The 19,155-nt window shown below is 39.3% G+C and carries 18 protein-coding genes; 7 read left to right on the top strand and 11 right to left on the bottom strand.

All coding sequences use genetic code 11. The features are described from left to right. Nucleotides 1-108 precede the first annotated feature (108 nt). From crtO to FD724_RS21200, 4 genes are all read right to left on the bottom strand, one after another. Nucleotides 109-1,803 (bottom strand): beta-carotene ketolase CrtO, encoded by a 1,695-nt coding sequence (crtO, locus tag FD724_RS21215; RefSeq protein ID WP_179074016.1) that lies wholly within the window; start codon nt 1,801-1,803, stop codon nt 109-111. A 104-nt stretch (nt 1,804-1,907) separates the two neighbouring features. Next, nucleotides 1,908-2,666, bottom strand: coding sequence for a DUF2993 domain-containing protein (locus FD724_RS21210; protein WP_179074015.1), 759 nt, complete (start codon nt 2,664-2,666; stop codon nt 1,908-1,910). 102 nt (nt 2,667-2,768) lie between these two features. Continuing rightward, nucleotides 2,769-4,145 (bottom strand): cytochrome P450, encoded by a 1,377-nt coding sequence (locus FD724_RS21205; protein ID WP_179074014.1) that lies wholly within the window; start codon nt 4,143-4,145, stop codon nt 2,769-2,771. A 612-nt stretch (nt 4,146-4,757) separates the two neighbouring features. Further along, the gene (locus FD724_RS21200; RefSeq protein WP_179074013.1) at nt 4,758-6,140 is read right to left on the bottom strand and encodes a cytochrome P450; all 1,383 of its coding nucleotides are present in this window, start codon (nt 6,138-6,140) and stop codon (nt 4,758-4,760) included. Nucleotides 6,141-6,326: 186 nt separating this feature from the next. Here FD724_RS21200 and FD724_RS21195 point away from each other — a divergent pair, with 186 nt between their 5' ends. Next, nucleotides 6,327-8,540 (top strand): phosphoketolase, encoded by a 2,214-nt coding sequence (locus FD724_RS21195; protein ID WP_179074012.1) that lies wholly within the window; start codon nt 6,327-6,329, stop codon nt 8,538-8,540. A gap of 219 nt (nt 8,541-8,759) precedes the next feature. Then, the gene (locus FD724_RS21190) at nt 8,760-8,981 is read left to right on the top strand and encodes a hypothetical protein (RefSeq protein ID WP_179074011.1); all 222 of its coding nucleotides are present in this window, start codon (nt 8,760-8,762) and stop codon (nt 8,979-8,981) included. A gap of 177 nt (nt 8,982-9,158) precedes the next feature. On the opposite strand, the gene FD724_RS21185 is transcribed toward FD724_RS21190, so the two are convergent. Then, entirely contained in the window at nt 9,159-9,668 is a 510-nt protein-coding gene (locus tag FD724_RS21185; protein WP_179074010.1) for a hypothetical protein, read from the bottom strand. A 146-nt stretch (nt 9,669-9,814) separates the two neighbouring features. Next, the gene (locus tag FD724_RS21180; RefSeq protein ID WP_179074009.1) at nt 9,815-10,474 is read right to left on the bottom strand and encodes a hypothetical protein; all 660 of its coding nucleotides are present in this window, start codon (nt 10,472-10,474) and stop codon (nt 9,815-9,817) included. A 237-nt stretch (nt 10,475-10,711) separates the two neighbouring features. Between FD724_RS21180 and FD724_RS21175 the strand changes: the two genes are divergently transcribed. Further along, nucleotides 10,712-10,972: a DUF2281 domain-containing protein gene (locus tag FD724_RS21175; protein ID WP_179074008.1), complete on the top strand. Its 261-nt coding sequence runs from the start codon at nt 10,712-10,714 to the stop codon at nt 10,970-10,972. Then, nucleotides 10,959-11,372, top strand: a complete 414-nt coding sequence (locus FD724_RS21170) for a type II toxin-antitoxin system VapC family toxin (RefSeq protein WP_179074007.1) — start codon at nt 10,959-10,961, stop codon at nt 11,370-11,372. The genes FD724_RS21175 and FD724_RS21170 overlap by 14 nt, the downstream gene beginning before the upstream one ends. Before the next feature lie 9 nt (nt 11,373-11,381). Here the strand turns inward: FD724_RS21170 and FD724_RS21165 are convergent, their stop codons facing one another. Then, nucleotides 11,382-11,609 carry a DUF4926 domain-containing protein gene (locus FD724_RS21165; RefSeq protein WP_179074006.1) on the bottom strand — a complete coding sequence of 76 codons (228 nt, stop codon included), beginning with the start codon at nt 11,607-11,609 and terminating at the stop codon, nt 11,382-11,384. A 95-nt stretch (nt 11,610-11,704) separates the two neighbouring features. On the opposite strand from FD724_RS21165, the gene FD724_RS21160 reads away from it, so the two are divergent. Beyond that, nucleotides 11,705-11,956 carry a hypothetical protein gene (locus FD724_RS21160; RefSeq protein WP_179074005.1) on the top strand — a complete coding sequence of 84 codons (252 nt, stop codon included), beginning with the start codon at nt 11,705-11,707 and terminating at the stop codon, nt 11,954-11,956. A gap of 124 nt (nt 11,957-12,080) precedes the next feature. On the opposite strand, the gene FD724_RS21155 is transcribed toward FD724_RS21160, so the two are convergent. Beyond that, complete coding sequence (locus FD724_RS21155; RefSeq protein ID WP_179074004.1) at nt 12,081-13,682, bottom strand: alkaline phosphatase; 1,602 nt, start codon at nt 13,680-13,682, stop codon at nt 12,081-12,083. 519 nt (nt 13,683-14,201) lie between these two features. Between FD724_RS21155 and FD724_RS21150 the strand changes: the two genes are divergently transcribed. After that, entirely contained in the window at nt 14,202-15,674 is a 1,473-nt protein-coding gene (locus tag FD724_RS21150; RefSeq protein ID WP_179074003.1) for a sensor histidine kinase, read from the top strand. A 65-nt stretch (nt 15,675-15,739) separates the two neighbouring features. Here the strand turns inward: FD724_RS21150 and FD724_RS21145 are convergent, their stop codons facing one another. The 3 genes from FD724_RS21145 to FD724_RS21135 form a co-directional block, all read right to left on the bottom strand. Then, on the bottom strand, nt 15,740-16,843 hold the full coding sequence (locus FD724_RS21145; protein WP_179074002.1) for an AI-2E family transporter: 1,104 nt from the start codon (nt 16,841-16,843) through the stop codon (nt 15,740-15,742). A 148-nt stretch (nt 16,844-16,991) separates the two neighbouring features. Next, complete coding sequence (locus FD724_RS21140) at nt 16,992-17,426, bottom strand: NUDIX hydrolase (protein WP_179074001.1); 435 nt, start codon at nt 17,424-17,426, stop codon at nt 16,992-16,994. Between the two features lie 24 nt (nt 17,427-17,450). Next, nucleotides 17,451-17,939, bottom strand: coding sequence for a hypothetical protein (locus FD724_RS21135; protein ID WP_179074000.1), 489 nt, complete (start codon nt 17,937-17,939; stop codon nt 17,451-17,453). A gap of 250 nt (nt 17,940-18,189) precedes the next feature. Between FD724_RS21135 and folD the strand changes: the two genes are divergently transcribed. After that, nucleotides 18,190-19,068, top strand: coding sequence for a bifunctional methylenetetrahydrofolate dehydrogenase/methenyltetrahydrofolate cyclohydrolase FolD (gene folD / locus FD724_RS21130; protein ID WP_179073999.1), 879 nt, complete (start codon nt 18,190-18,192; stop codon nt 19,066-19,068). Nucleotides 19,069-19,155 lie beyond the last annotated feature (87 nt).

The following is a 19,155-nucleotide window of genomic DNA, read 5'->3' as shown; positions in this document are numbered from 1 at the left end:
GATACTTTAAATAATACCTTCATATCTTTGTGATACCAAAATTATGTTTTCAGTACAAAGACATGAAGGCAAGAAATAGATAATAATGAGGCTTTATCTTTGTAACGCCTAATTAATTCCAAACACTGACTCGACAGTTGACTTAATCGAATCTCTTGCATCCTTCAAGGTTTGGCTAATAGGATGTTTTGCCTGTAAAAAGGCGCGGGCACAATTGCGTCCCGGCATTCCTGAAATCGAACCCCCTGGATGAGTCCCAGCACCAGTCAAAAATAGATTATCAATTGGCGTTTTATAGTTGGCTATTTCTGGTAATGGACGGAAAAATATCATCTGATCTAATGTCATGTCAACATGATAATAATTCCCTTTGTATGCGCCTAATCTTTCTCCTAGTTCTGCTGGACTTTCTACACGACGGGCGATAGTTGCACTTTTGACATTTGGTGCATAGTCTGCCAACTTATCAACCACTCTATCTGCAACTTTGTTTTTCAATTCATCTGTCCAGCCAGTACCTTTTAAACCAGTGCCTTCTGCACCAGCAATTTGATAAGGGGCAAAATACTCAATCCATACAGTGTGCTTACCTGGTGGTGCTAATGTTGGATCTAAATAACTAGGCATCACCACATACATTGATGGGTCAGCATCAGGAATTTCTCCCAAAGTACATTTACTATGAGCCTGTTCTACATGAGCCACGGAATCGGCAATCAAGATAGAACCGACGAGATATTCATCTTTGTGAGCGTGGTGAGGAAAGTGCAATGGTTCATCTAAAGCCAAATCTATCTTGAGGATGGTTTCGTTATTGTTAACGATGCGGCGTTCTAATCTTTCCCATAAATCAGGGTCGGCTCCATCGACATCGCTTTTATCAGTCATTTGTAAGAACAATCGCTTGGCATCAATATTAGATATAACCCCGTATTTGGCGCGATATTCTTTACCACCAGCAACCCGTACACCTACAGCTTTGCCATCATCAATTAAAACTTTTTCAACATGCTGATCTGTGAGAATAACGCCACCTTTGCTTGTGACTAAATTCACCAAAGCTTGCACAAGTGCGCCAGTTCCGCCGCGCGGTCTTGCCATTCCAGGGTTGTGACGCATCGCCATCATAATTGCACCAATGGCAAGGGTTTTTTGCGATGGTGGCGCACCAAGTTCTGATGCTAATCTGGCTAGTGGTGCTTTCAGAAATTCTTCATCAAACCACTCGTTAAGTAAATCTTCAGCGCTGGTTAACATGGTGCGAATAAAGTCCAGCGTTTTGTTTGGAGAACCAATAACTGAAAATAAATCTTTGAATTTTTTGATATCGTAGTTGCCAAGAATATCTATAATTGACTTTGGCGGTGCATTAAACATAGGAATCATTGCACCAATTGCTCGTTGCCAAAAATCTACAAATTCTGCGTATTTTTTGGCATCACGTTCATTATAACGAGCAATTTCTGCACAAGTTTTTTCTAGCGACTTATGCCCTAAGAAATACTTGCCATCAGGATGAGGACAGAAAACAACTGGATCGCACTCCAAATAATGCAAGCCATATTTTTCTAGTTCTAATTCTTCAACAACTGGCCCCAAATGAATAAATTCATGGTCAATAGCGCACAAGTTAAATTTAAATCCAGGAGCCTCTTGTGGTAGACATTCTTCAGTTGTTGCTGCACCACCTGGAACAGAACGCTTTTCCAATAACAGGACGCTATAACCAGCTTTCAACAAGTAAGCTGCACAAACTAACCCATTGTGTCCAGCACCGATCAGCACAACATCATACTCTTGCATAGTTGGAATTTAGAAATAAGTAGCTTTCTAAATAGTAGAAACCTTTTATTACTTTTACATCATCCTTCGGTAACAAAAATTATCTTTAACTAAAGTCAATTCTACTAAGAAGATGGTAGATTTGACGATGACGGTATTTGCCTCACTTGGGTTTCTACCATCAGTATTAAAATACCAATTTCTACTGTTATATCTTTAATATGAAACACCATATCTTCCCATTTAAAATATGGTATGTTCATCCATCCTTTTGCTTTCTGCATTAAAGCTGAAACTACTTCTATGGAAATTCCTCCTCCCTCAGTGCAGTTAAAACTCTCCAGCATCGCGGGTTGTGAATGTGTGCGTGGACGTGCGATCGCAGTGTAAGCCAAAGGGCGAGTATTTCCCCTCTCTTTTAACAGCACTCTTCCCTTACATTCTATTTTCCCATCACCAGGTAAAAATATCTCAATTTTTTGTACCTCAAAACTCACAATTTTGCCATCTACATCCAAATCAAAATCTTGCATCTGGCTGCTAACGAAATCTGATGCCAAGGTGCGGTTAATATCGGTTTCTGTAAGTATAATACGAGCTATGGTATTGACTGGTTCATTGAGTTCTATTTGACCCAAAAGAGCGCTGAAAGGATTGATGGAGATACTATCTGTTTGCAGCCGTATTTCTTGTACGCGAATATCTTCTTGGATTACTAATCCTTGTCCTACAACCGAAACTCCATCCGCTTGTCCCTGAACTATTTTCAACAGATCGGTTTGTACATCTATTTCTATTTTTTCCGCGTCATCTAGCTTTTCAGATATTCTTCTTTCAGCTTCCTGGGATAAAAATTTTTCCTCCAACCGATGCTCATCAGGCATGAATTAGTAATCTCCTAAATGTCCTCTTACTAGTTACTGTAAAGGCTATATGCTAAGGAGCGGATCTGTATTTAGGTATATGCAAATCGGAGGATTGAGTAATCAAGTAGAAAGTATTGTTTGTCTTTTAAATTTTGCTTTTTTAGTAACAACCATTTTGACACCGCCGCTAGGGAGAATTGTAATACCACGACGGACTGGATATGCTGGACGTTTATCAGTAAGGCTTAATTCAAAGCGAGATAATATTATGGCTGTTACTAATTTTAGTTCATACATAGAAAATGCTGCACCAATGCAACCGCGATAACCTCCACCAAAGGGTAAATATTCGTAAGGTGAAAATTTTTGGTTGAGGAATCTTTCTGGACGAAACTGTTCTGGTTCTGAGTAAGTGTCTGTTCGGCGATGTGCTAAATGAATACATGGAACTAAAACTGTTTCTGATGTAAATTTATGCCCCAGAATTTCCACTGGTTCTTTTACCATTCGTGGTGTGCAAATTAAAGCAATAGGATGAATTCGCAGTGTTTCTTGACAGACGGCGGTGAGATAAGGTAATTGTGTAATCGCTTCAGGATTTGTGAGATTGTCCAAGGTATTTAGTTCTTGCATTAGCCGATGTTTAACCTCTGGGTGAGAGTGAATTAAATAAAATATCCAAGCTAATACACCAGATGTAGTTTCATAACCTAACAGCAATAATGAAACTAGTTGATCGCGTAATTCCTCATCTGTCATCTGTTGCCCATTTACGTCACGCGCTGACATCAGCATACTGAGAATATCTGTACGCATAGCATCATTTTGCCAACGTCTTTCAGAAATTTCTGCATAGATGAGTTTGTCAATTTGCTCTCGTCTTTTTAAGAAAAGTCCCCAAGGACTCCATGCGCCTAAATCTTTTTGCAGCAAAGGAAAGAAAAACAAGCTGGAATACCAAGGTTTAGTTATGTCTTCTAATAAAGAACTCAATTGTTCTTTTAATTCTTGGTAACGCCTACCATGAGTAATACCAAATACCACTTGTAAAATAATTTCTAAAGTGATATTTGACATTAATTTGTGTATACAAATATTTGTACCTGATGTCCAATTTTGTGTAAATTCTTCAGTAATTTGGCAAATTGTTTGTCCATAAGATTTTAAATTATCGCCATGAAAAGCTGGTAGTAATAGCTGCCGTTGTTGTTGGTGCGATCGCGCTTCTTGAAATACAAGAGAATTCTCTCCAAATAAGGGTTTAAACACATGGGTTGCTTTTTTAAAATCTAACTTGTGTGCAGGGATGGCAAAACAATCACTAATTGCTTGGGGATGGCTAAAAAATACTATTGGTGGCGACTTTAAACCCATTACCCGCATTGTGAAAATATCACCGTACTTTGTAGCATACTTTTCTAAAGTTTTTGTGGGTTGAGCAATTAATTGCAGAGTTTGCAGCAACGCTGGTGTGGTTAGACTATCAAGAGTTTTCATTATTTATTCGATACTTTTAGGGTTTAGTAAGCTGCAAATAATTCAATACACTTGAGGTAAGCCTAGTGGTCTATCGCATTAATTTTGCTAGGTTTGTAGTGAGCGATTTATCGCTCAAATCAAGGACTAAAGTCCTTACTACGAACTTTTATAAACCTTCATAATTAATGAGACAGACCACTAGATACTCCCTAAGCTTAATTTTTAATTAGGGAATTAGAGCAAACCTTTTTAATACTTTGGGGAGATGTTCGAGAGTTAATTACCGCTAGGTGAATCATGCTGACAAATCATTAACATGAATTTTTACAAAGATAATAATAATATTTTTACCAAGTTTTTAGAGGTATTTATAGAAAAAGCTTACTCAATTATTTTGGGATATATCTATGAAAACTACGTCTTTGTCTTTTGGTGATGTTAAAATGTTTGATATTGCTGTATGAACTCAGTCTTCAAACTCATTCTTTTTACAGTTGCAATATATTAAAATCCCCCATAAATCTCCTTAAAAGAGGATTATGGGGGATTATTTAAAAGCATTGAAAATCTATCTAAATATATAGATGAAAGTTGAAGGTTCCCTGAATGCAACCATCAAACCCCTCAACATCAAACAGTAGTTGTCTGTAGAATGGGAGACTTCACCTGACGTTGACTCCTGACAACCATCTCAATAGGGCGATCTGGGCCTGTCACCAATCCACGGCGTTTAGGTCGTACTTCACCTTTATTAACTAGTTCTAATTCTTTACTAGAAAGGATTTGAGCAAGTGCTAGCTTCATTTCCAACTGGGCGAATGCTAGCCCAATACAGCGCCTAGCACCACCGCCAAAGGGCAAATATTCATAGGCAGAAAATTGCCGTTCTAAAAAGCGTTCTGGCTTAAACTGCTTAGGTTCTGGATAAATATCTTCCCGGTGGTGGGTCAGATAAATAGAACCAAGTAGGACTGTACCGGGTTCTAGTTCGTAACCGCCCAGCGATATCGGGGTTCTTACTTTTCTGGGAAAAGTTAGCATAGCAACTGGGTAAATCCGCAATGTCTCGGAACAAACAGCGTTGAGATAGGGTAACTTGAAGACGGTGTTGGGATCTGGGTTATCGCCCAAGCTATCTAATTCTTGCAGTAGCTTTTGGCGTACTGATGGTATTTTGTGAATCCAGTATAATGCCCATGCTAAAGCTGTAGCTGTAGTTTCGTGACCAGCGACTAACAGAGTCATCAATTCATCGCGCAATTCTTCATCCGTCATGGGTTGACCGGCTTCATCTCTAGCAGCCATGAGTAAGCTAAGAATATCCGTGCGTGATGAATCTGGTTGTTCTCGACGTTCCCGAATTTCCTCGTAGATGAGTTCGTCAGCTTCTTGCTGAAGGCGCATCTGGTTTCCCCAGACCTTAATCGGGCCAAAATCTCTTTGCAAAGCTGGAAAATAAAGCAAAGCCACACTTAACCGAGAACTGGCCTTTTCTAAAAGATCGCTCAAAAAGTTCTGTAGTTTTTCGGCACGAGGCCCTTCATGTAGCCCAAACACAGCTTGCATAATCACCCGCAGGGTAATAGCTTGAGTTGCAGATCGAATATTGAAGGGTTTGCCTATCTGGTATTGGCTAATGACTTGCTTGGTGACATCAGTAATCACCTGACTATAATTCCGCATTCTTTCGCCGTGAAAGGGAGGCATCAACAACTGGCGGTGACGCTGGTGTTCTGCGCCGCTAATGCTAATTACAGAATGCTTGCCCAGCAAAGGTTCAAACACCTTATTCAGATCGCCAGGGGCTTCCAATTCCTTGGTATCATTTGTCAAAATTTGCTGTTGTGCTTGGGGGTTGCTGACAATTATCATAGGAGGCAGATTTTTGTCTAATCGGAGAGTAAAAATCTCGCCATAGCTTTTGGCACAAGCCTCCATAAATGACATCGGATTAACAATCCAGCGCAGCATCTGTACAACTGCTGGAGTTTGCGGGCCATTTGGGAATTTCATAAATTTTTTCCTACTGAATATTTTTTTGCTACTTCAACTAATTGAAATCTTGGTTGAGTAAGCATTTAAAGTACTTATTCTAACGTTGCAAAAAAGCAATAAACTGTTACAACCTCGAAGATGTAAAATTTTGGTTAAATTCAACGAGCATCTACAGTTTCATCTCATCGTCACAAGGTACTCAGCATGACTGCAATCTCCGCAAAAGCATCTTCAGCGCTTCCCAATTTTTCTGAAGGAATTCAATATTTTGGTGAAGCATTACCAGATTTTGAAACTCATGGTGCAACACCTGCTATCGAATCGGGCAAAATAGCGATCGCATCAACCACAGATAAAGCAGCTGTATATCAAACTTTACTAGCTGCTGATGCCCTGCGCTACCTGACTTTGCAAGTTACCGCTAGTAAAGCTTCTGGGCATCCCGGCGGATTCGCCAGTCAAGCAGAAGCTTACGCATCTCTTGTCATGCTGGGATACAAGAACATTATTACCGAAGTCGGACACCACGCCCCCGGATTTTATAGTGCCATGTTCTTGGATCGTTCGCTAGAGGACATGGGAATTTTTACAGTCCAACAATTGCGCGATCGCTTCCGAGAAAAGCATGGACTTTTAGGACACCTTTCTGGTTACATTCCCGGTATTCTCGCACCTGCGGGGCCTTTGGGACAAGGGCAACACTTTGCAATGGCGGCTGCACTGTTGCACAAAGATAAGTTGTTCCCCTTTACAGTTGGGGATGGTGGATTGGGTGAGCCTTATATTGTAAGTGCGATCGCACATTTCCATACTGCTTATCCTGCTGTCACCAACTTCTTACCAGTGTTGGTGTGGAACGGTTACAGCCAAGAACATCACAGCATGGTTTCCCTCAAAACCAACGAACAGATGCAAGCATATTGGCAAGGTAACGGTTTTGATGAAGTCGTATTAGTGGATGCCAAGGATTTTGACGATCAGAACCAACCAGGGGATTACGTTGATAGTACCGCTTTTTCCTTTGAGAAACGCCTAGCATTTACTCAAGCAGTACTTTCGGGTGTAGATAAAGCAGCGCGATCGGCACTGGGTGGTAAACTTACCGTCTTCATTATTAAACAACTCAAAGGTGCAGGAGTCCACGCGCGGGGAGCGAAATCTCACAACTTGTATCCTAAAGATACGCTGGATGCGCCGCATATTGTTAGTGCATTGCAAACCCGTGCTTTGTCAGCAGAAGCTTGGCAATTAGTCAGAACAAATGCAGAACGTGCAGGCGGTGGCCCAGCAGCAAAAACTGTGGTGACAGAATTTGAATTACCATTGCCAGAATTAGGCGAATTACCTTTAGAAGAATATGCAGTTGGCGGCGAACCAAAAGTTTCCACAACTGCGATGGGACGATTAGTAGGAATAGTTGGAAATAAAGATCGGAATTTTCTTGTCACCAACGCCGACGGTAATGAAGCATCTGGAATTGCCAACATCAACCAAGCATTAAAGATTATCCACCCCACAACCGACGACTTATATAATCAAGCACCAAATGGACAAGTTTATGAACCATTGAGTGAAGATGCTTGTGCCGGTTTAGCTGCGGGTTTAGCGTTAATGGGTGCGAGAACTTTGTGGTGTTCTTACGAATCTTTTGCCATCAACGGATTACCAATTTGGCAAACTGTAACCCAAGCAATGGCAGAATTGCGCCGTCAAACTCCCTCGACTATTACTTTATTCACAGCAGGCGCATTAGAGCAAGGGCGCAACGGTTGGACTCACCAACGTCCAGAAATTGAAGCTTACTTTGCTTCGTTGATGCGAAATGGTAATGTTTTCCCATTATTTCCTCCCGATGCTAATAGTATTCAAGCCTGTTATGACTGGGCGTTGAAAACTAAGAATAAGGGAGTTGTGATTACAGCTAGTAAATCACCATTGCCAATTCGCACAACTTTAGAACAAACTCGTCAAGGGTTGCGCGATGGTGCTGTGCTATTGCATGAAGTTGCTGGCGATAAACAAGTTGTGTTTGCTGTGATTGGGGATTTAACATTAATACCAGTATTTGAAGCTGCGGCTTTCTTAGAAACTGAAGGTATTGGTGTGAAGATTGTTTCTGTGATCAATCCTCGGCAATTGTACCGTAGCCATGATACTGCGTGGGATACCTGTTCTGAACCCGAAGGCGGTTTCTTGGATGATGCAGCATTTGCCGAATTATTTGATGGTGATGCGCTAATTGCGGTGACAGGTGGTGCTGCGGGAATGCTAGAACCAATTTTGTTACGGAGTACAGCCAAGCGTGACACCTTTGCTTGGAAGCGTGGCGAAACAACTGCGAGTGCTGGTGAGTTGATGGCATTTAATGGATTGACTGCTGAAGCGTTAACAAAACGTGCGATCGCATTAGTGCATTAAATGATGTTGCATAAATGCGGGATGATTTTATTGAATTTTCCTTTGCGTTTCATCCCTAGATTCAGCAACGCCTATTAAATCAAGCTGGAATTGTTCCTACTTTTATCGCATTTATACGTATAGAAACGCTGAAATTGCGTCGGAATGCGTATACTTGCGTTTTTTTATTGAAGAGAACTTAGCAAGCAGGAAAAATGGGAGTAGATTTGCTGAAATCCTTTGACAAAAGCTGGTTTTGATGTCACAAAAGCTGGTTTTGGAGTCGCAAAAGCTAGTTTTGAAGTTGCAAAAGCTAGTTTTGAAGTTGCAAAAGCTAGTTTTGGAGTCACAAAAGCTAGTTTTGAAGCCAGAAACTTAGTTTACAAGTCGCAAAAGCTAGTTTTGAAGCTAGGACGAAGAGTGATATTTTTATCTGGAAGTGTGGGGAATGTGGAGACTTGAGAAAAAGTGCGATCGAGTTACTGCATTAAGGATTTGCTATATTGCTATAAATTTATATCCCTAACCTATTTTAAAATAGGTTAGGGATATTCTGAGGATTTAGTGAAATTTGTGACAAAAAAGCAGATATAGATTGTAGTTATTTTAACTTGACAAAATCGGTAAGCAGGCACTAATTTAATAGCCACAATCTGCTGGCTCTATAATGAATTTCATTATAAATCTATTATCATTACCAAAATAACAATAGGAAAATGATACACCTTTTCGCAAAGCAAGTTTTGTATCTGGAGTGCTACAGAGAGAATTTTGTACTACCGGAGATATATTATGAAAAAGCTGTTTTGGATCTACTTGAAAAGATAAGTAGTTTATCAATTCATAGTTAAAAACTAATCCATTGCCTTCTACACTAACGTTATTCAGCATAGTTTCTTGATCTATTTGTATAGGTGTAGACTTATTCATCTCACTAGCTGTTTCCCATAAAGCCTGTTGTTTAGAGACTTTGTTCTGATTACTAAATGACTTAGCAATAGCTTCGCTACCAGTTTTTACCATAGATTCACCTACGGCATTAGCGAAACCTTTCCCTACACCTTCTGCTATCTTACCTGCAAGTTTCCCAGAGCCTTTGCAGCCATATAATATTATTAAAATGAGAATTGAACAAAAAAACTTTTTCATATTAGTTAATTTTTTATTTTTAATAAAAAATATTACACTTAGTTGTAATTACTTGCAGTCATGTTTGCAAAAAAACTTTAAAAATAAAAAGATCATAACGCACCCGACAGACAAGATTTGCAATGCGCTCACACTGATTTTTTTATTTAGGCTAGTGAGGAAATCTCATCATCCTTTAAAACAATGTAATCACTCTTATAGTAAGTTTCTGCCGCATCTAGCAATCCGCTTAGTAACCACCAATTGATTCCTGCTGATACTACTCCACCAATTAAAGGAATCCATCCAACACCAGTTTTTGCTGCTAATTTCGCAGTTAGTTTTGTCGCTGCTTTGGATGCAGCTTTTGCTGCTAGTTTAGCCCCAATTTTACTGCTTCCCTTAAGGATTACTTTTTCTACTACCTTGCCAGCTACTTTAGGAAGTATCTTGTTTGAAATCTTAATCCCTACTTTTCCAACTGGTACTGAAACTGTTGCTTCTGCTAAGTCTGACCAAACAGCTAGGATCATGTTCATGTCATTTTCATAGTCTATAACGTAACCTTTGATGTAACCAATCCCAAGACATCCCTGAGTGCCTACTTTTTTACACCAAAAAAGATCAGGTAGTATTGCTGCTAACCCTACTGGGCCTCCAATTGCGCCAGTTAATGCACCAGATCCAGCTACATATACTATGTGTTCTGCTTTCCAATCATCAACTGTATATTTAGAAGCCTTTTCTCTTAATGCTTTGCGTTCAACTTCCAACATACCACTGCCCCAATTCCTAAAAATCTGAGCAACTTCTTCTTGTAAACTCATAACAAACTACTCCTAGATTTACGTCTAAATTTCCGGCAAACAAAAAATACCTAGAACTATTTACAATTTAGCTAAGTGGCATATTAGTATCTTTTTAGCCTATAAATATAGAGCAATCTAACAGTAATAATACTTGACTCGTGATAAACTAGCTCACCGTATCAAACGTCTCACCCTACCATCACCGCGTAGTTTATAATGGGATAATACTGAAAAGACTCAATTTAGCAGTTAATTATGGTAATTAAATTTGAAGAGATATCTAGAGATATTGATACTTTACCAGAAGAAGCTCAAATCTTACTACTTGATTTTATTCAGTTACTCAAAAAGCGGTATCCACAACCAGAATCAGAAAATCATAGTCAAGAAAAAAGTCTCTATGATAAGTTTGATGAAATTGGATTAATTGGTTGTTGTTCTGTTGACGAAAATTTATCAACAACCTATAAAGAAGTTTTATCTAATACATTAGATAATAAATATGATCATCGTTGATACAGGATTTTGGTTAGCTCTTATTGATAAAAAAGACACTCACCACGAAAGAGCAAAACAAGCTTTAAAACAATATAATGAACCTTTAATTACAACATGGTGTGTTGTCACAGAAACCTGTTATCTTTTGCTAACTCGCAAGGGAGTTGACGCTGAAATTATTTTTCTAAATAGTCTGCAACAAGAATTATTTACGATTTTTAATTTAGAACTTCACCATACTGCTCGAATTATTGAATTAATGAAAAAATATGCTGATCTTCCAATGGATTTGGCTGATGCTTCCCTAGTAATTTTAGCAGAACATTTAGGGCATGGACGCATTTTTTCAGTAGATCAACGTGACTTTAATACCTATCGTTGGAAGCAAAGTTATCCTTTTGAAAATCTCCTATTTTGAAGTAATTATTTATAAATATATCAGCCGTGATCGCGCAATTTCTCTTCTACCGATTGGACGTACTTGTATGCTGTATAGTGAAACAATTGCCACAGTTTCCCCATCTGATGTGACAAATTCAACTTCATATCCTTTGCCACTCTGATGCACTAAAACAACTGTACCTATATCACCCTCTTCTAAACTAGATTCTGGTATATCACTAGTCAAAATAACCCGATCAAGTTCTTGAATCATCGCTATCAATCTTGCAGCATCAGCCAACTATAATGTAATCAGAGTTTATCAAATAACTTCGACAGCAGTATTTTAGTTATTTGTGTCCAAATAGCATGACAGATAGAACAGATTTATCAAAAATAATTGCCAGTACAGGCGACGATCCGCTAATTTTATCACCTGAAAGTTTGCAGTCACAAGAAGATGTGGAACTTGAGCGAAAGCTGAGAGAACTTAAATTTAAACAAGAATTAAGAAAAGATTGGATTTTATTTATTGTCAGGGATGTAGTAATTTTTCCTGCGGCTATGCTTTTTATTTTTGCTGCTAGTGGTTATTCCCTATTTCTTCATATTCATGGGTAACTTACTCTGAGTACAATTTTTAATCAACCACAGAGGCGCAGAGTACACAGAGAAAAGAGAATTTGTTTACCTTAAACAAGGGGGAAATCCCCTTGTTTTAATATTTCACCACGCTTTTGATGATTTATTTTTCTGGCGGCAAATCTACACTGTAAACAGTCTCTCCAGCCAAGTTACGCAATGTTACAGTCATCACTTTTGTATAAGCATCAATTTTGACTCCTCCAAAGAATTGCAAACCTTCACTTGGAGGACGATTTGCTTTTGTACCTGGAGGAAGACTTTGAAATATCAATTGGGGGCCAAAGGTATTTTCTAGTTGGTTTGGCCCAAATGTGCCAGAGTTCAGAGGCCCGGCGACAAACTCCCAAAAAGGCTTAAAGTCGGTAAACTGTGCTTTGCTGGGGTCATAATAGTGGGCTGCTGCGTAATGTACATCAGCAGTTAACCAAACAACATTCTGGATATTCTTATTTTTGATAAATCTGAGTAAATCTGCAAGTTCTAGTTCTCTTCCTAAAGCCGGGCCATCTCCGTTAGCCCAAGCTTCAAAGTTGGTGCTACCATCTCTAACTATCAATCCCAGAGGCATATCACTAGCAATCACTTTCCATGTTGCTTTTGATGACAGCAATTGCCTTTTTAACCATTGTATTTGTGTTCTACCCGTAAATTCTGTGTCTTTACTTGGTACTGGCTGATTATTAGGGCTATTCGGCCCCCGATAGGTACGCTCATCCAGCATGAAAATGTCTAATAATGGGCCATGCTTAAAGGAGCGATAAATTTTCGCTTTGTCTAACTCATTGGTTGTATACCCAATAGGCAGATATTCCAAAAATGCTTGCCTTGCTCTTTGAGCTAGCAAGTTAACATCCTTAACTGTATAACGGTCATCATTGAGGATAGTTTGTCCAGGATACCAATTGTTTCTTGTTTCGTGGTCGTCCCACTGTGCCAATATCGGAACTTCAGCGTTGAAACGCTTGATGTTTTTATCCAACAAATTGTAAATATAGTTGCCACGAAATTCTGTAAGAGTTTCTGCTACTTTTGATTTTTCTGGTGTAGTGATGTTTTTCCAGATTGTGCCGTCGTCTAGCTTTACTTCTGATTGAATGGGGCCATCAGCATAAATATTATCGCCAGAGTGAATGAAAAAGTCGGGATTAAGTTGACGCATGGTTTCGTAAATTTTCATCCCACCAAAATCAGGATTAATCCCCCATCCCTGACCGGCGGTGTCGCCACCCCAAACAAAGAATATATCTCGCCCAAATTTGGGGGGAGTTCGGAAAGAGCCTTTTACAGGAGCGCTGTAAGTGCCTTTATAATCTAAGTCTTGGAAGATTACCCGATAAAATAATTGTTGGTCTGGTGGCAGGTTTCTCAGATAAAGTCGTGCTGTAAAGTCGCTATTTTGTAAAGCATTGGGCCCGACAACTCGCTGCACATTTCTAAAAGATTCGCTGGTAGAGTATTCTACGATCATTTTGGCGGGGCGATCGCTACGACTCCAAATAACAATACTATCGTTAGAAATATCTCCGCTAGCTACGCCATAAGGTATAGCAGGACGCATTTTATCTGAGGTGATAATTGCAGGTGCTTCAGCAAAAACTTGTGATTTTGATACAAAATTGGTGGATATAATCCCACCTGCCGTAATCGCTGAACGTAGCAAAAACTGGCGACGGTTTAGCCTCAATGAGTTATGAGATTCCATATTAAATAATGGCAATTTTAAAAAGTATTACAAAATAAGCTTTTACCACTTTTTTTATAATAAAAAGTAAAGATTTAGTTATCTAAGGGTTAATAAAATTTTTAATATGTCTCTTACAGATAAAGTACCTGAGTCTACAACATTAGGTGGTACTCTGTTGCTAGTGGCCTTGGTTTAATATTAAATAGAAAGAGAACATCAATAAAAAGGTTATATTTTAACCTTTTTATTAAGTGAATATTTTGATATAATTTGCAGCTCAAAAGATACTCATAGCGCTTAACACATCGCTATGAAAATGGTGTGTTATTGCTTTAGACTAACGTATCCTAATTAAAATTTACCTGAGAAATAGCCCCTAATGATAAGCCGATAAATGTCTACGCTTTCATAAAAGTATTAGATTTGCTGAGGTACTCTATATTCCCACATCTACACTGTGAATTTTGGTGAGCAATCTGGGAAAGATAAGTTTATAACGATTGATGAATTTTGAAATTATAGAGACGGGTATTCATAATGTTGCCAGAAATATTACCTCAACAGTCAAGACATGAGAGTATATCGACTATTCGTAGTACAACAAATACTGATGAGTCAAATTTGCGATTAGAGTCAACGTTACAAGAATTACTCTCTTGGCAAGTTCATATTGAAATAGAGTTTCCAGGGAATGATTTAGTTACGCTCTTTAAGCAAGAGCCTTTATTACCAGGAATTATCCTCAATAACAATCAAGAGTATGTAGGGATGATTTCACGGCGGAAATTTTTTGAGTATATGAGTTACCCCTACAGTTTGGCTTTATTTTCTACAAAACCGATTAAAATTCTTTACAAGTTTTTCCAGACAGAGATATTAGCCATTTCTGAGGATACGCCTATTGTTAAAGCAACTGAGATAACTTTGCAACGACCACCTCAAATTGCATACGAGCCAATTTTGATTAAAACTACGTGTGGAAAATATAAGCTAGTCGATTTTCATCAATTACTCTTAGCATACTCCCAAATTCATGTATTAACACTCGTTCAGCTACAACAGGTAGAAGAACAATCTAGAGTTGCTAAAGCAGGCTTTCGCGATCTTCAGCAAAACTATACGCGGTTAATTCAGAATGAAAAAATGGCTGCATTAGGACAACTTGTTGCTGGTATTGCACACGAAATCAACAATCCTGTCAACTTTATTGCTGGGAACCTTGTTCACGCTATCGAATATAGTCAAAATTTACTCAATATTATTAGATTGTACCAACAATCTTATCCTGAACCAGAAACGGAAATTAAAACTGCGATCGCACAAATTGAACTGGATTTTTTAACTACCGATCTCCCCCGTCTTCTCACTTCTATGCAGGTTGGTACCAAGCGAATCGAGCAAATCATTCTTTCTTTACGAAATTTTTCTCGTCTTGATGAATCTGAGAAAAAATTAGTTGATATCCATGAAGGTATTGATAGTACGCTAATAATCTTACAAAGTCGTCTTCAAAATAACCAAATAGGTGAAAACATCAACATAATTAAAGAATACGGCGATCTTCCCCAAGTGGAGTGCTACGCCGGGTTACTCAATCAGGTATTTATGAATATTTTGGCGAATGCTATTGATGCTATAGAAGAGTCATTTGTCACTTGTACTGAGCGTAGTCGAAGTATTAGTCATACCCTGCGGGAAGGCGAAGCGCCTACGTCATTGTTAAGGGATAAAGGAAAAATTTGTATTCGGACTCAACTCACTGATGACAATCAAGTAATTATTCGCATTTCCGATAATGGTCTGGGAATTCCAGAGAGTTTGCAAAAGCAATTATTTGATCCCTTTTTTACTACTAAACCCGTTGGGAAAGGAACTGGATTAGGTTTATCTATTAGTTATCAAATTGTTGTGGAAAAACACGGTGGTCATCTGCAATGTATATCAACTTTTGGCAAAGGGACTGAGTTTATTATTGAAATTCCGATTCACCTAAATTCTGAGCTTGTTTAGAAAATCAAACAATAACCAAAGAAGAGACATTGTTTGTCAGTTTTTCTTCATTTAGATATTGGATTCTAACTATAAGTCCTTGCTGTTTCATTGGTTACTGTAACAGGTTCTGACACGATATCATCTATCTTATTAAACTCTCCAGCCTGCCAGCTATCTGTTGTATCCTTGATAAAACTAGCAATAGGAATTGCAATTAATAAACCCAGCACCCCTCCTAACTTTGCCCCCAACAACAAAGAAATCACTACCCATACGGGATTTAAACCAGTTAAATTACCAAGAATTCGAGGTGCAACAAAATTAGAATTAACTTGGTCGATTGCAACGGCTATACCTAATACTTCAACTCCTAACCAAAAGTTTTGCAATGCCACCAAAAGGCTTACTATGGCAATGCCGAATCCTGTACCAAAGGGGAAGAGAGAAAATAAACCAATCCCGATGCCAAAAAGTAAAGCCAAGGGAACTCGCAGCGTCAAAAATGCCAGTGTAATTGTCACCCCCAATATGGCTCCCAATGTTGCTTGACCGATAAAGTAATTGTGGAAGTCTTCTCGTAGTAATTCCCGCAATCTTAACCCAATGTTATGGGGAAACCACTGAAATATTCCGTCCCAAAGACGTTCGCCATTTAATATTAGATAGACAGTTAGCACTACCGCCAGCAACACATTGAGAACAATACCAATGGTATCAACGGCAAAACCAAGAATTCTACCAGTGAAAGACTGAAGTTGGTTAGATAATCGTTCCAGAACTTGGGTAAATAACCCACTTAAATTAATGGGAAGCTGTTGCTGACTTAACGCCCAATCCTGGAAAGTTTGGAGTTGCTGAGTACCAGAATCAATCCAACTTGGCAAAATATTGGCTAGCTCAACGAGTTGTTGGATAATTAGGGGAACTAAGGTAATGCCTAAAGCTACTAAAATCACTAGAGTTAAAAGTAACACTCCTGCGATCGCTAGGTTACGTTTTACCCCTTGTTCTTGCAAAAACTGGATTGGATAGTTCAACACAAAAGCCAGTAGAATGGCGGCTGCAATAATACTGATCAATGGCTGAAAATACTGCACCACCTGGAGCAATAGCCAACCGTTGAGAATAATAATCGGAAATGCCAATCCTATAGTTAACCATCGCGGTAGTTTGTTTGCTGATTGCATTAGTGATGACTCCACAAGAGTTATAACTTTATTTTGGCTTCTAGGGAGCGGGAGTGGGGAGAGGAAGGTAGGGGGAGTAGGGGAAGCAGGGGAAGCAGGGGGAGAAAAATTAATAACCCAATGCCCAATTCCCAATTCCCAATTCCCATTAAGATTGATTTCTCTCCATAAAATCCAACATAATTTGCCGATGCGTATTTCCCAAAGGGCGTACTTCGCGGGCGTTTTGCGAATAACAGTTACCTTGGTGAATATCTTCTGGGGTTAATAATCCCATATCCCAACCTTCATTTAAAACCAGTTGATTTAATTCCACCAATAGTGGTGCATGAAAGACATGACGGACAACTCTTTCGTCGGTATAACAGCCAAATTCCACAAAGGGCGGTAGTTCATAGCCGATTTCTTCTAAAATTTCTCGCTTCACTGCGACATCTGGCGTTTCACCAGGTTCGATATGACCGCCAAATAGCGCCCAGTAACCAGGGTAGAGAATACCGGGGATGTTGTCGCGTAGTTGCATGAGAAACTTGTTTTCTTGATAGAGAATTGCGATCGCTACATGCACTGGTTGATTGTTCATATATTATTAATTTTTAATTGCTGATTACTCTTCTTCTAGATAAACTTCCCCCAATTCTTTACCACCTAAAGGGATGCTTTGGTAGCGAATTTTACCCTTAATCACCACTTGCGCTCCCTTTGCTAGATTTTTTTGATTGGTGATAACCCAAATTTTGCCAGTCGAGTCATTGATTTGATAGGCCCATTGCTTCATCAGAGGAGCTTGTTTTTCTACCTGACCTTGGATGTAAACTATAGCCCGATTGTCTTGTTCTGGCTTAATTTCTCGAATTGGCGTGACATTGCTACCAATTTGGAAATTAGTCCCATTCAAGCCAGATGAGGTTAAACTACCACAACTACAAAGTCCTACCACCAATAAAAAAATCAACCCCAGGCGGTAAGAAACAATACTATGCACGGATAAGAACGAAAGGGACAAATTTCTTGTTTGTTGCATGAAAGCCACTGATTGAGCAAATTTTTGCTTCACTGCTTGCTTTGTCGCCAGTTTCATTAGGTCAGTTCCCATTTATAATATTCTTTCTCTGTGGTTTCAGAAACACGCTCTCAACTGAGCAAAAAATGTTCTGAATTTCATCCTGCAATTCTTTATTCTTCAGATAAAGCCGTTGATCTGAGAAAATAAGCATTATGGATTGACTGTGAGAGAAACGCTACGACATCAAGCAGATACACAATAATAGTTAAAAGTCAATAGGCAATATTTTTACTCTAGACTTTTGGATAAAAAGCGCATTAATTTATAATTGGGAATTTTCATGGAAACAAAAACTGCCAAACTCCTTGATGGTAAAGCTTTAGCTGCAAAAATTCAGCAAGAACTTTCTGTAGCAATTACACAATTACAACCAGAAATTGGACGACCCCCTGGTTTAGCAGTGTTAATGGTTGGTGATAACCCAGCGTCAGCCGCTTATGTCCGCAATAAAGAAAAAGCCTGTGCAAAAGTTGGCATCGCCTCTTTTGGTAAGCATTTTCCTGCCGAAACTACCTTTAGGGAATTACAAGAGGTCATTGCTGCACTAAACCATGATGAACAGGTGGATGGCATTCTTGTGCAGCTGCCCTTACCTGACCACTTAGATGCTGTGGCTCTGCTACATCAAATTGATCCCGATAAAGATGCTGATGGACTGCACCCAGTTAACCTAGGGCGACTAGTACGGGGAGAAATCGGTTTACGCAGCTGCACCCCAGATGGTGTGATGCGGCTTTTGCAGGAATATGAGATTCCATTGCAAGGAAAACAGGCAGTAGTGGTGGGACGGAGTATTTTGGTGGGTAAACCTATGGCGCTGATGCTATTAGAAGCTGATGCTACAGTCACGATCGCTCATTCGCGATCGCATGACCTCAAAAGCATCACCCAAAATGCTGATATTCTAATTGCAGCAGCAGGTCGTCCCGGACTCATCACTGCTGATATGGTAAAACCAGGTGCTGTTGTGGTAGATGTGGGAATGAATCGTGTCATCGATGCTAGTGGCAAAAGTCGCTTAATTGGAGATGTTGACTTTGAATCAACTGCTGGTGTAGCAGGATTTATCACCCCCGTTCCTGGTGGTGTTGGCCCTATGACTGTTGCCATATTGTTACAAAATACCTTCACCAGCTATTCCAGAGCAGCAAGAAAATGAAAGAGAGTGATGAGTTAAAAGTTAAGAATTATTAATCCTAACTCTTGTACAGACGCGATTAATCGCATCTCAACTCCTAACTCTTAA

Origin of the sequence: Nostoc sp. C057 (assembly GCF_013393925.1) — a bacterium.
In the GTDB taxonomy this organism is placed as follows: domain Bacteria; phylum Cyanobacteriota; class Cyanobacteriia; order Cyanobacteriales; family Nostocaceae; genus Nostoc; species Nostoc muscorum_A.
The sequence above is the reverse complement of the archived record's forward strand: the minus strand, read 5'-3'. Positions and strand labels throughout refer to the sequence as shown.